Source organism: Tahibacter sp., assembly GCF_035481375.1.
Lineage (GTDB): Bacteria > Pseudomonadota > Gammaproteobacteria > Xanthomonadales > Rhodanobacteraceae > Tahibacter.
This window is the reverse complement of the sequence record NZ_DATIGT010000227.1, coordinates 1-13409: the sequence shown is the minus strand read 5'-3', so window position 1 is coordinate 13409 and position 13409 is coordinate 1. Positions and strand designations below refer to the sequence as shown.

The window sequence follows — 13409 nt, the reverse complement described above, 5'->3', positions numbered from 1 at the left end:
GCGCGGCGCCGAACCGGCTGCGCGCTGCGCCGTCGTCGTTCGCGCGCGCGTCGTTCATGGCGGGTCCTTCCAGCGCAGCCAGCGCGAGGCGTGATGGTCGAGCGGATTCGCCGCGAACCCGTGCAGGCGCGCGTCGACGAGATGTTTGGACGTATAGAAGTAGATCGGCACGACTGCATGCGCGGCGAGCAGCCGCGCTTCGGCGGCGGCGACGAGGCCGGTGCGTTCCGCGCCCGCCGGCAGTGCCGCGGCGCGGCGCAGCAGCGCGTCGAATCCGGCATCGGCGAAGCCCGTCGTGTTCAGCGGATTGTCGCTGCCCGAGAACGTCGCGAGGAAATCCAGCGGATCGTTGACGTCGGCGATCCAGCCGCCGCGGAACACCTGCGTGATCGCGCGTGCGCGGCGGTTCTGCACGAACACCTTCCATTCCTCGTTGCGCAGCACGACGCGCGCGCCGAGCGTCTGCCGCCACATCGACGCCACCGCGAGCGCGAGTTTGCGGTGCACGGTCGAGGTGTTGTAGCGCAGCTCCAGCACGACCGGCTCTTCGCGGCCGTATCCCGCCGCCGCGTAGCGTTCGCGCGCGGCGGCTTCGCGCCGTTCGCGCGGCCAGCGCGCGGCGTCGACCGCGGGCACGGCATGATCGCGCGCGCCCGGCGGCACGACGCTCCAGGCCGGCAGCTCGCCCAGGCCGGTCACGTGGCGCGTCAGGATCTCGCGGTCGAGCGCGAGCACGAGCGCCTCGCGCAGCGCCGCATTGCCGCGCAGCGGTGGCCGCGTCAGATTGAGTCCGAGCCAGAAGCTGCCGAGATACGGACTGATGTTCAGCGCATCGCCGAATTCCGCGCGCAGCGCCGCGAGCGGCTTCGGCGGCACGGTCTCGGTGATATGCAGATCGCCGGCCTGGAAGCGTTTGAGTTCGCTCGCGGCGTCTTCGGTCACGGCAAAGCGCACGCGCTCGATCGCGACGCCGCCGGCTGCGTGAAAGCGCGCGTTGCGTTCGAGTTCGATCGTCGCCTGCGGCGTCCACGCCCGCAGCACGTAGGCGCCGTTGCCGACGAGATGGCCCGGCCTCGTGTGCTGCGCGCCGAACTGCGCGAGCGCCGGCAGATAGACCGGAAACGCGATCGGCAGCAGCAGGCGGTCGGTCAGTGCGACGGGTTCGTCGAGCACGATGCGCAGCGTGCGCGCATCGACCGCGCTGACGCCGAGCGTCTCGGGCGGCGCGCTGCCGGCACCGACCGCGCGCGCGTTTGCGATCGGCCGCAGCAGCGTCGCCATCGGCGCGGCGGTCTGCGGCGCGAGCGCACGGCGGAAACTCGCGACGAACTGCGTGGCGTCGAGCGGCTCGCCGTTGGACCAGCGCAGTCCGTCGCGCAGACGGAATTCCCAGGTCAGGCCGTCGTCGGATCGCGTCCACGACTCGGCCGCGCCGGCGATCACGTTGCCCGCGGCATCCTCCGTCACGAGACCTTCGTAGAGGTCGCGCACGATGTTGCCGCACGCGACTTCCTGGCAGCGGTGCGGATCGAGCGTCGACGGCTCGGGACCGTTGCCGCGCACGAGCACCTGCGCCGCCGCCGCCGCGGGCAGCAGTAGCGCCGACAGCAGATAACGGGCAAGGTGCGCGACGGGCATGAGGCGCGAGTCTTCCGCGATCGACCGGCTCGGCGCAAGCCGCGTTCGCTTCGGCGCAGACGCGCGCCTGTCGGATCCGACCCCCTTTTGATCGCCGCCGCCGCCCCAACGTCGCGCATCCCTCCTGCCAGCGAGCCCCCGTATGTCCGGTCCCAGTGCGGTCAAGGAAGTCCCGATCACGCGGCGCGAGCAGCTTGTCGACTACATCGCTTCGGGCGCACGTCCGAAAGACGAGTGGCGCATCGGCACCGAGCACGAGAAGTTCGGCTTCCGTCTCGACGACCTGCGGCCGCCGACCTATGACGGCGATCGCGGCATCCGCGCACTGCTCGAAGGTCTGCAGCGCTTCGACTGGCAGCCCGTGTTCGAGAAGGACCATCTGATCGCGCTGACGCGCGGCCTCGGTTCGATCACGCTGGAACCGGCGGGGCAGCTCGAACTCTCCGGCGCGCCGCTTGAGAACGTGCACGAGACCTGCTGCGAAGTCACTACGCATCTGCGCGAGGTCAAGACCGTCGCCGACGAACTCGGCCTCGGCTTTCTCGGCATGGGCTTCCAGCCGAAGTGGCGGCGCGACGAGATGCCGTGGATGCCCAAGGGCCGCTACGCGATCATGCAGCGCTATATGCCGCTCAAGGGCGGTCTCGGCCTCGACATGATGACGCGCACCTGCACGGTGCAGGTCAATCTCGATTTCGGTTCCGAAGCGCAGATGGCGAAGATGTTCCGCGTCTCGCTCGCGCTGCAGCCGATCGCGACCGCGCTGTTCGCCGACTCGCCGTTCACCGAGGGCAAGCCGAACGGCTTCCTGAGCTTCCGTTCGAACGTCTGGACCGATACGGATCCCGACCGCACCGGCATGCTCGACTTCGTGTTCGAGGACGGCTTCGGCTACGAGCGCTACGTCGACTACCTGCTCGATGTGCCGATGTACTTCAGCTATCGCGACGGCCGCTACATCGATCTCGCCGGCCGCTCGTTCCGGAAGTTCCTCGACGGCAAGCTCGACGAACTGCCGGGTGCGACGCCGACGCTGAAGGACTGGGCCGATCACATGACGACCGCGTTTCCGGAAGTGCGCCTCAAGAAATATCTCGAGATGCGCGGCGCCGACGGTGGTCCGTGGAACCGGCTCTGCGCGCTGCCGGCATTCTGGGTCGGCCTGCTCTACGACGACGCTGCACTCGACGCGGCCTGGGATCTCGTCAAGGACTTCAGCCTCGCCGAACGTCACGCGCTGCGCGACGGCGTGCCGCGCCACGGCCTCAAGCTGCCGTTTCGCGGCGCAACGGTGCGCGAACTCGCGCTCGAAGCGCTGAAGATCGCCGGCCACGGCCTCGCGCGCCGCAACTGCCTGAATGCAACCGGCGCGAGCGAAGCCGTGTTCATCGAACCGCTGGTCGAGTTCGCCCATGCGAACCAGACACCGGCCGAGCGCAAGCTCGAACTGTTCCACGGGCCGTGGAACGGCAGTGTTGACCCGGTATTCCGCGAATTTGCCTATTAAACAAATAAACAAGAGACGCGCCGCCGGGCCGCCGCCGCGACACGCCCGGCAGCAGTCGCCGGCGACCCGCCGGGCCGCTGCGCCGGTCAGTTCATCCCTGTCGCGAAAATCGTGTCGCCGGTGAAGCGCACGAGCGCGAAATCCCAGTCGCCCGCGTCGAGTTCGACGTTCGCGCCCAGGTAGAGCCGTCCGGCGTCGTAGCTCAGGTCCGCGTTGAGCACGCTGCGCTGGATACCGCCGATCGCCGGCACCGTCATGGCGACGCGCGATCCGGTTGCCGTGTCACCCCAGTTCGCATCGTAGTTGCCGAGCGCATCCACCCGCGCGACGACGACCGTGTATTTGCCGCTGGTGTCGTAAATGCCGAAGCTCGCGAGATAAAGGCGGTCGCCGCCCGGTACCGCATACAGGCTCGGAAAGCCGTTCGAGCTGCGCGCGGGATAGCCGAAGTCGATCATTCGCGGCGTGCCGGCGACGAGCTGTCCGTCGAGTCCGACGGCGAGGAGATAGATTCGTGCCAGCTCGCCCGCTGCGGTCGCGCGGCCTGTGATGACGATGCGCGTCTGGCCGTTCTGGCGCACGGTCGTGATGTCGTTGCAGGCCGACTCGGCCGCGATGCCGTTGAGGGACAGCTGGTCGACGTACATGCCGGTGCCGTTGAAGCTCGTCAGCAACGTGCCGCTGCGCGCGACATAGGCAATACCGAAGCGCAGATCGGTCGAACCGGCGAGATTGCCGACACGGCTGCAGATCGCATAGTTCTCGCCGACCGGCGTGATCGCAAAGACATCGTCGCGCTGGTTCACATCGAACGCGAGCGTGCGGATGCCGCCGAAATTGACGTCGAGCCCGGTGCCGCCGGCGACGAGGCGGGTCATGAAACCGTCGATGTCGGACTCGGCTGCGCCATTGGGTCCGAGATATCCCCCGAGCACGAGGCGCCCGGCGAAATCCACATAGGCCGTGCCCGGGTAGTAGGTCGTGCCGGCGGCGCCGATATCGAGCGGCGGCGACAGCTCGGTGCCGTCCAGCGCAAAGTGCCAGACGCGCATCTGCTGCAGGTTCGGCGCGCGGCCGATCACATAAAAACTGCCGTCCGGCGCAATCGCCGCGGCCGTGTCGACGCTCGACACCGCGCCCGTGACCGGAATCGCATAGCGGCCGTTCGGCGCTACCGACGTGTCGGCGGTACCGTCCGCCTTGCGCACGGCGACCGCGATCTGACGCGCACCGCCGGTCGTCGCCGCGCCGATCGCGACGAGGCGTCCGTCGGCGAGGGCGCGGATCCGCAGCAAGGCATCGTAGTTGCTGCCGCCGAGATTGAACGGCACGCGCACGCGGCCGGCCTCGGGCCCGCCCCAGGTCGTGTCGACCGAACCGTTGATATTCGCACCGGCCGGCACGGCGACGCCCGCAGCGACCGCGACGAGCAGCACCAGTAGAGACTTGAACATGGAAACCCCCAAGGTTGGCGGCCGACTTCCTGCCGGCCCGGCCTGGAAATACGCAATTCCGGGTCGAACCGTGAAAACGCCGGCTGATGGAGGCGCCGGGCTCGCCGTCGCGGCGGGCCGGGGCGATGAGCGCTTTGATCGCGATTCCGTGCGTGAGCAGACCAGGACGGCAGCGCCGGATCACCCGATCCCGCGCGGCGACCGCGCCCGCTCATCACGTTTCCTGGGGGAATCCATGACCATTCGTCGTTTCCGCGCCGCGACGGCGCTCGTGCTGTTCGTTGCCACGCTGCCGCTGCAGGCGCAGACCGATGCGGTCGAAGGCACGCTGCCCGACAAGATCTTCCGCCACAAGATCGAAGGCCGGCCGGTGAGCGGCCAGTTCGCGATCAACGGTTTTCCGATGCCGTTTCCGGCCGGCTCGTTCGCCAACAGCGCGCATCAGGCGTCGCCGGCGGTCTATGGCGGCATATTTTATTTTCCGCCGTCGACGGTGCAGTCCAACGTCAACGGCCTCGGCCTCGTCGTGCTGAACACGCAGCTGTTCCACCAGGGCACGTCGACGAATGCGCTCGCCAACCCGAATGCGGCGAGCATCCAGATGACGAACGTCTATCTGCAGCTGTATTCGGCGACGGTGTCCGGCATTCCGGTGCCGCTCGGCAACGACTGCATCTTCGGGCCGATCCTGTTCAGCGCGCAGGGCACGTGGAACGCCGCTGCCGCGACGATGAACGGCAGCGGCATCACGATTCCGCCGGTACCCTCGACGGCCTGCAGCGGTTATGCGACCACGCTGAACAACTCGATCGCCGGCAGCAACAACTCCGTCTCGATCACGATTACGCTCTGACGCGGCTCATGCCGCGACGGCGCCGCGCTCCGGCTCACGGCGCCATCGCGCGGCGTGCGCGTTCGCGCTTCGCGGCCGAGTTCTCCGGCAGCGAAGCGTCGCGTTCGAGTGCGTCCCAGATCGCGATCGCGCGCGCGTAGGCGGCGTTCGCGCGCGTTGCGTCGCGCGGCGCGGCGCTCCAGGCGCCGCCGAGCGAGACATAGGCGTCGGCGAGATCCTCGTCGTAGCCGACGACGCTTTTCGCGTCGACGAGCGCGGCGAGCTGCTGCGTTGCGTCGGACAGCGTCGAACGCGCCGCCGCGATGCGGCCGGCGCCCGCTTCGGCGCGGCCGATGTGATGCAGCGACAGCGCGACGCCGGCGGCATAGCCCGCCGACAGCGACGCGAGTTCCCGCTGTATCGCGAGCGCCTTGCGGTGCGCGTCGATCGCCTCGGCATAGGCGTGGGCCGCCGCACGCTGCTCGCCGAGCCGCCGGTAGGCGAGCGACAGGTTGTAGCGGATCTCCGCGCTGTCCGGCGCGTCGCGCAGGCGCGCCTCGTTGACCTCGATCTGGCGCCGGACGATCGGCAGCGCTTCGGCGTGACGGCCCGCCTTGACGAGCTGGCGCGCGGCCCAGCCTGTCGTCGAGGTCACGCCTTCGCGCATCGAGTCGTTGGCCGGATCGCGCGCGAGCAGCGCTTCCATGTGGCGCAGCGATGCGAGCGCCGATTCGACCGACGCGTCGAGCTTGCCCTGCGCGTCCTGCACCTGCACGAGACGCACGAGCACGACGCCGATCTCGCGCTGGCGGTAGGTATCGTTCGTATCGCCGGCGACGAGTTCGCGGATGCGCCGCAGCGCATCGAGCAGCGCGGCTTCCGCGCGGACCATGTCGCCGCGGCCCGCCCAGTACGCGCCTTCGCGCTGCTGGCTCGTGTAGACCGCGTAGCGCAGCCGCTTGCTGTCGGGATCGCGTGCGAGCGCGGCGGCGCGCAGCCCGGCCGCTTTCAACTGCTGCTCGCGCGAACCTTCCGGATCGGGCTTGCCGTCGTCGCCGCGCGTGCCGATCAGTTCGCTGTACAGATCGAGACCGTCGGCGTATTCGAGCAGCACGTCGAGGTCGTCCGGCCGTTCCGCCTGCAGCGCCGCGAACGCGCGCAGCGAGGCCTGCGTGTGTTTGCGCGCGTCGTCGAGCGCGGTGTTCTGGTAGCTCAGGTAGGCGCGCCGCATCCACAGGCGCGCACGCAGCGCACGCGTCGCCGCGCCGTTGTCGCGCGCTTCGGTCCGCGCGAGCGCGGCGTCGGCCTGGTCGTAGCTCTTCGCCGCGCCGGCGAAGTCGCCGAGGTTGGAACCGTAAGGATTGCCCTGCAGATCGCCGACCTTGAGATAGCCCGCGGCGATGTCGCGCCAGAGTTCGGCGTCGTCGCCGGCGTCGGCGCGCAGGCGTTCGAGGTAGTCGATGCCGTCGCGCACGAGGCGTTCCTGCATCGGCAGCGAGCCCGCGAGCTTCTGGATGCCCTCGTGATAGTCGAACAGCAGATTGTTCGCGAAGCGCCGGACATCGGCGAATCGCTGCTGCGCGCGCTCGCGTTCGTGCACGGCGACGCGCGCCTGCCAGAGCGCCGTGGCGCTGGCCGCGAGCAGCGCGACCGCCGCGCTGGCCGCGATGAGCACGGCCGCGCGGTTGCGCGCGGCGAACTTGCGCGCGAGATAGGCGAAGGTCTGCGGCCGCGCCGAGACCGGCCGGCCGGCGAGCCAGGCGCGCAGGTCGTCGGCGAGTTCGCGCACCGAGCCGTAGCGGCGTGCCGGTTCGCGTTCGATCGCGGTCAGCACGATGTTGTCGAGATCGCCGCGCAGATCGGACGCGCGCAGGCCGTTGTCGCCGCCGGACTGCTGGCTCGGCCGCGGTGCGTCGCGCGTGGTGATCGCGCGCAGCAGCTCGCGTTCGGTATCGCCGGACTTGCGGAACGGATGGCGCCCGCTCAGCGTTTCGTAGAGCACGAGGCCGAGCGCGTAGACGTCGGTCGCCGTCGTGACGGCTTCGCCGCGCAGTTGCTCCGGCGCCGCATAGGCCGGCGTCAACGCCGCGCCGCTTTCGCGCGTCACGGTCGACTCGCCGGTGTCGAGCAGCGCCGCGATGCCGAAGTCGAGCAGCCGCGGCACCTCGTTCGCGTCGACGAGCAGGTTGCCCGGCTTGATGTCGCGGTGCACGAGCAGGCGGCGATGCGCGTGCTCCACCGCGTCGCAGACGAGCAGGAACTGCGCGATGCGGCGGCGCAGATCGGGCCGCTCCTCGGCGAGCCAGCGATCCCAGGTGCGGCCTTCGACGTACTCGAGCACGAGGTAGGGCGTGCCGTCCGGCGTGCTGCCGGCGTCGAACAGCCGCGCGATGTGCGCGTGATGCAGGCTCGCGAGAATTCCGCGTTCGCGCGCGAAGCGGCGCAGGCTCGCCGGATCGTGGCCGCGCAGCAGCTTGATCGCGACGATCTGGTCGAAGTCGTCGGCGCGCCGCGCGCGATAGACGCTGCTCGAACCGCCGCTGCCGATGAGGTCCTCGAGCACGAATCCGCCGATGCGCCGGCCTCGCCAGCCGTCGGCGCTCTCGTCGGCCGCTTCGGCGAGTGCCGCGAACGCCGACGGCGGCAGGCGCTCGGGCAGTTGGCCGTCATGCGCGAGCAGGCTCTGCGCCTCGGCCAGCAGAGCCGCGTCGTCGCCGCAGGCGGCCCGCAGCGCGGCGGCGCGTTCGGCCGGTGCGCGCTCCAGCACGTCGGCGAGCACGTCCTGCAGGCGTTGCCAGCGTTCCGGCGTCAGCGGCGCGCTCATCCGGCCAGCTCGCGCGCGAGCCACAGGCGGGCCATGGTCCAGTCGCGGCGCACGGTCGCCGGCGACACATCGAGCGTGTCGGCGATCTCCTCGATTTCGAGGCCGCCGAAAAATTTGAGTTCGACCACGCGCGCCTGGCGCTCGTCGAGCTGCGCGAGTCCTTCGAGCGCTTCGTGCAATTCGACGACGTCGAGCGCGCCGTCGGCCAGGTCGTCGGCCTGCGACAGGGTTACCGCCACGGCGCCGCCGCCACGTTTCTGCGCGACGCGGTCGCGCGCGTGGTTGACGAGGATGCGCCGCATCATGCTCGCGGCGAGACCGAAGAAATACGCGCGGCCGGACCAGCCGGCGGCCTGCTGCGACACGAGGCGCAGATAGGCCTCGTGCACGAGCGCGGTCGGCTGCAGCGTGTGGCCGGCACGTTCGCGCGCGAGTTCGCGCCGCGCGAGGCGGCGCAGTTCTTCGTAGACGACCGGAAACAGCGCATCGAGCGATGCGGCATCGCCCTCGCGGGCGGCATTGAGCTGCTGCGTGATATCGACGGCGTCGGCCATGCGCCCCTCCCCCTGGACGAGAGTCAAGCAGGATGCCGCGTACAGGTAAAGCGCATTCGCAGGCTGGTGGGCGCGCGGCACACGGGCCGGAACGAGCCCGCGGGCGAACTCCGACGTCGCAGCAGCGGGCGCGGCGGTTCCGGCCGCGCATAACCAATCGTCCTAACGTGCGACGATCGTACGCTTGCCAGTACGAGGCGCCACGGGCTATTCCTGCGGTTCTGCCGTCGCAGGTGCGATCGATGAGCGCGAATCCCGAAACCGTTTCCGGCGATACCCTGCGCCACGTCGAGTTCCCGCGCGCCGACCAGGCGTTGCGCGAAGACGTCAAGCGTCTCGGCGCGCTCGTCGGCGAGATCCTGGCCGACCAGCTCGGCGGCGATTTCCTCGCGCTCGTCGAGCGCGTGCGCGCCGCGGCGATCCGGCGGCGCGAACAGCAGGCGCCGATTGCCGAACTCGCGTCGCTGCTCGCCGCGCCCGCCGACGTCGCGACCGACCTCGCGCGCGCGTTCGCGACCTATTTCCAGGCGATCAACATCGCCGAGCGCGTGCACCGCATCCGTCGCCGCCGCGACTACGAGCGCGCCGGCGCCGCGCCGCAGCCGGGCAGCCTGCGCGACGTCGTGCGCGACCTCGTGCGCGACGGCGTCGAGCCGGCCGAGATCCACGCATTGATTTCGCGACTGCGCATCGAGCCCGTGTTCACGGCGCATCCGACCGAAGCTGTGCGGCGTTCGCTGCTCGACAAGGAGCAGGTGCTCGTCAAATGCCTGATCGCCGACATCGACCGGCAGCGTACGCCGGCCGAACGGCGCGCGGACCAGGAACGCATGCGGCTCGCGCTCAGCGCCGGCTGGCAGACCGCCGATGCCGCGAACGAACGTCCCACGGTGCAGGACGAGATGGACCACGTCAGCTATTTCCTGGCCGACGTGCTCTATCCGATGCTGCCGGTGTTCTATGAAGTGTTCGAAGACGTCCTCGGCGAACTCGGTCCGGTGCCGCCGGTGCCGGCGCTGCTGCGCTTCGGCACCTGGGTCGGCGGCGACATGGACGGCAATCCGAACGTCGGTGCCGACACCGTGCGCGCTGCACTGACCGCGCAGCGCGCGCAGATTCTTGCCGCCTACCGGCGCGAGATCGCGCAGCTCGAGCGCCTGCTGAGCCAGTCGATTTCGCGCGTCAGCGTCGACGAGGCCGTGCTCGCGCGGCTCGCCGACTACCGCGCGCGGCTGCCCAGGGCAGCCGCGAAATTCAAGGCGCGCTACGCCGACATGCCGTATCGGCATTTGCTGAGCCTGATCAGCGCGCGGCTTGCGGCGACCGCGAACGAGCGCGAGGAGAGCTATGCCGATGCCGCCGAATTCCGCGCCGACCTCGCCTTGATCGCGACGAGCCTGCGCGCGCACCGCGGCGAGCACGCGGGCTGGCTCGCGCTGCGCCAGCTGCTGCAGCGCGTCGACACGTTCGGCTTCCATCTCGCGACGCTCGATCTGCGCCAGGAATCCGGCGCGCACGACCTCGCGCTCGCCGCGCTGTTCGCCGACGCGCAGTGGCCGCAGCGCGATGCGGCGCAGCGGCGCGAACGCCTGGCCGCGACGATCGCGTCGGCGACCGTGCCGGAACCCGAAACGGACGCCGCGGCCGGCACGCTGGCCGTGTTCCGCACCGTCGCGCAGGCGCGGCAGCGCTACGGCGACAACGCGATCGGCCCGTACATCATCAGCATGAGCCGCAGCGCAGCCGACGTGCTCGCGGTGCTCGCGCTGGCGCGCGTCGCCGGCTGCGCCGACGGCGAGGGACGCGTTCCGCTCGACGTCGCGCCGTTGTTCGAAACCATCGCCGACCTGCGCGCCGCGCAGGACGTGCTCGAGCAGCTGTTCGCCGATCCGCTGTATCGCGAGCATCTCGCCGCGCGCGGCAATCGCCAGATGGTCATGCTCGGCTATTCCGACAGCGCGAAGGACGGTGGCCTGTTCGCCTCGCGCTGGGCGCTGCAGCGCACGCAGGTGCTGCTGACCGAACTGGCACAGCGCAGCGGCGTGCGCATCGCGTTCTTCCACGGCCGCGGCGGCTCGATCAGCCGCGGCGGCGGCAAGACCGAGCGCGCCGTGATCGCCGCGCCGCGCGGCTCCGTCGACGGCTATCTGCGCCTGACCGAGCAGGGCGAAGTCATCCATCGCAAATACGGCATCCGCGCGCTCGCGCTGCGCAACCTCGAACAGACCACCGGCGCGGTGCTGCGCGCGAGCCTGCGCCCGCGTCCGGCCGAGCCGCGCGAAGCGCAATGGCGCGAGATGGTCGGGCACATGGCCGACGTGTCGCGCGGCCACTATCGCGCGCTCGTGCACGAGGCCGAACGCTTTCCCGACTACTTCCGCGCCGCCACGCCGATCGACGTCATCGAGCGCCTGCGCATGGGCTCGCGTCCGCCGCGGCGCGGCGGCGCCGGCGGCGTCGCCAGCCTGCGCGCGATTCCCTGGGTATTCGCGTGGTCGCAGAACCGCGCCGGTCTGACCGGCTGGTACGGCATCGGCACCGCGCTGGCCGACGCGATCGGCCGCTACGGCATCGACGCGATGCGCGAGATGACGCGCGACTGGCCGTTCTTCGCGACCTTGATCGACGACGCCGAGATGATGCTCGCAAAAAGCGACATGGATATTTTTGCGCGTTATTCGCAGCTCGCCGGCCCGCTGCACGCAGCATTCCACACGCCGATCGTCGCCGAATTCGGCCTGACCCTGGCCGCCGTGCTCGAACTCAAGCAGGCCGGCCATCTGCTCGCCGGCGATCGCCGCCTGCGCCAGTCGATCCGCCTGCGCAACCCTTACGTCGATCCGATCAGCCTGCTGCAGGTCGACCTGCTCGCACGCTGGCGCGCGCAGGACCGTCCGGACGGCGAACTCTTCCTCGCACTCGCCGCCACGGTCAACGGGATCGCGGCGGGAGTGCAGAACACGGGGTGAGGTGCCGGGAATCGGGAATCGCAGCAGCAGGAGCTGCCGCTTCGAATCGGGTGGGAATGGATTGCTTCGCGCTCTACGATTCCCCGTTCCCGTCCCCATTACAACGCGTCGATCGCCTCCAGCACGTCGCGATACGCGCCGGCCTTCTCGGGCTCGCGCACCATCGCCGCGAGGCAGGCCGCGCGGGCGGCGAGTTTCACGGTCTGCAGCAGGTTCTGCTGGTTCGCGTGGTTGATGCGTTCGATCGACGAGGTCAGCGCGTCGCAGGCGGCGCGCACGCCGTAGGCGACGTCGCCGCTGTGTTTCAGCGTCTGTTCGTTGGAGAACTTCACCGCGTCGGTGATCTGGCTGTTGACGGCGGCCATGGCCTTGCGCGCCGCTTCGTGCGGGGCGTTCGGCGATGCCGCATCGGCGCGCATCAGCGGTGCCGTGCCGGCCGCGTCGGACTGCGTGTCGACGGAATAGATCTGGATGACGCCCTGGTTCGCTGCGGCCTGCGCCAGCGCGTTCTGCTGCTGTTGCTGCGAAACCGCGTTCTCGAACAGGATCCCGGTCGAATGCGCGAGGCTCTGGTAGATCGAACCCATCGCGATCGCCGGCGCTTCGGCGACGACCTTGACGTTGGCCTGCGTCACCGCATCGGTGATCTGCGAATTCACGGGAGTCGGGAACGCGGTCACGGCCGCGTCGGTGATCTGGGGATTGACGGTCTCGGGCATGACGGCTCCGTTCGGCTAGGATGTGCAGCGAAGTGGATTCTGCCGCAAACGCGTTGCGGCGCGTCTGCTGCGAAGCGCAGTCGGGCGCCGGCCCCTATCGCCGCGGCCGGGCGTCGCGCGGCGTGCGCTGGCTGTCCGGTCCGGCGACAATCGGCGATCCCCGCCGCGCCGCCCGCCATGTTCGATCTGATCGCGCTCGTCTTCGCCGTCTTCCTGCTGCTGCAGCTCCAGCGCGTGCGCGCGCTGCTGTCGATGACGTTTCCCGAACTGCGCATGCGGCGCATCGCGGCGCCGCGCGTCCCTGAGGCGATGGCCGACCTGTATGCGCAGGCCGCTGCCGAACTCGATCCGCTCGGTTTCGAAGGCCCGGCCTGGTATCTGCTCGACAGCCCCGACGGCAGCGTGCTCGCACAGCCCGTCGCCAGCTGGCGCCAGCGCGAACACGGCGATGTGCTCTGGCTGTTCGCGCCGTCGTCGCCGGCCGTCCCGAACCGGCTCACCGCCGTGTTCATGTGCCGGCTCGCCGACGGGCGCCACTGCATCAGCGAGTCGTTCGATGCCTTTGCCGAAGTCCTGAGCGACGAGCGGATCATCGGGCAGACCATCGGCGGCGCCGATCTCGCCGCGCAATGGCAGGCGCATCGCGCCGCGTGCGCGCGCCACGGCACGGTCGATCCGTCCGGCGCGGATGACGCGGCGCTAGCCTGGCTGGCCGACGCACTGCACGCGCAGCGCGTGGCTTCGCTCGTGCAGCGCCGCAAGGTCTATCGGGACAGCCGCGGCCTGCTGCGTCCGACGCTCGCGTTCGCGTGGCAGATCTATCGTGCGATGGCGCGCCTGCCCAGGCCGCCGGCATCGACGGAGCCGGTGCCTCCGGCGCGGCTCGCGTGGCTGTCGCAGGTGATGCAGCGG

The 13409-nt window shown here is 70.1% G+C and carries 8 protein-coding genes and 1 pseudogene; 4 read left to right on the top strand and 5 right to left on the bottom strand.

Going from position 1 to position 13409, the window contains the following annotated elements; all coding sequences use genetic code 11:
* Positions 1 to 54: 54 nt before the first annotated feature.
* Entirely contained in the window at positions 55 to 1638 is a 1584-nt protein-coding gene (locus VLF18_RS14875) for a peptide ABC transporter substrate-binding protein (protein ID WP_325280418.1), read from the bottom strand.
* Between the two features lie 142 nt (positions 1639 to 1780).
* Between VLF18_RS14875 and VLF18_RS14870 the strand changes: the two genes are divergently transcribed.
* Positions 1781 to 3145: a glutamate--cysteine ligase gene (locus VLF18_RS14870; RefSeq protein WP_325280417.1), complete on the top strand. Its 1365-nt coding sequence runs from the start codon at positions 1781 to 1783 to the stop codon at positions 3143 to 3145.
* Between the two features lie 86 nt (positions 3146 to 3231).
* Here VLF18_RS14870 and VLF18_RS14865 read toward each other — a convergent pair whose 3' ends face one another.
* Positions 3232 to 4599 (bottom strand): hypothetical protein, encoded by a 1368-nt coding sequence (locus tag VLF18_RS14865; protein WP_325280416.1) that lies wholly within the window; start codon positions 4597 to 4599, stop codon positions 3232 to 3234.
* A 235-nt stretch (positions 4600 to 4834) separates the two neighbouring features.
* On the opposite strand from VLF18_RS14865, the gene VLF18_RS14860 reads away from it, so the two are divergent.
* The gene (locus VLF18_RS14860) at positions 4835 to 5452 is read left to right on the top strand and encodes a hypothetical protein (protein WP_325280415.1); all 618 of its coding nucleotides are present in this window, start codon (positions 4835 to 4837) and stop codon (positions 5450 to 5452) included.
* 34 nt (positions 5453 to 5486) lie between these two features.
* Here VLF18_RS14860 and VLF18_RS14855 read toward each other — a convergent pair whose 3' ends face one another.
* Both VLF18_RS14855 and VLF18_RS14850 read right to left on the bottom strand, forming a co-directional pair.
* Positions 5487 to 8255 (bottom strand): serine/threonine-protein kinase, encoded by a 2769-nt coding sequence (locus VLF18_RS14855; RefSeq protein WP_325280414.1) that lies wholly within the window; start codon positions 8253 to 8255, stop codon positions 5487 to 5489.
* The gene (locus tag VLF18_RS14850; RefSeq protein WP_325280413.1) at positions 8252 to 8809 is read right to left on the bottom strand and encodes an ECF-type sigma factor; all 558 of its coding nucleotides are present in this window, start codon (positions 8807 to 8809) and stop codon (positions 8252 to 8254) included. The genes VLF18_RS14855 and VLF18_RS14850 overlap by 4 nt, the downstream gene beginning before the upstream one ends.
* Positions 8810 to 9051: 242 nt before the next feature.
* On the opposite strand from VLF18_RS14850, the gene ppc reads away from it, so the two are divergent.
* Positions 9052 to 11778, top strand: a complete 2727-nt coding sequence (gene ppc / locus VLF18_RS14845; RefSeq protein WP_325280412.1) for a phosphoenolpyruvate carboxylase — start codon at positions 9052 to 9054, stop codon at positions 11776 to 11778.
* Positions 11779 to 12179: 401 nt separating this feature from the next.
* Here the strand turns inward: ppc and VLF18_RS14840 are convergent.
* Positions 12180 to 12497: pseudogene (locus VLF18_RS14840) on the bottom strand (RebB family R body protein); the annotation flags it as partial.
* 177 nt (positions 12498 to 12674) lie between these two features.
* On the opposite strand from VLF18_RS14840, the gene VLF18_RS14835 reads away from it, so the two are divergent.
* Positions 12675 to 13409, top strand: a 735-nt coding sequence (locus VLF18_RS14835; RefSeq protein WP_325280411.1) for a hypothetical protein, incomplete at its 3' end; no start/stop codon positions are given.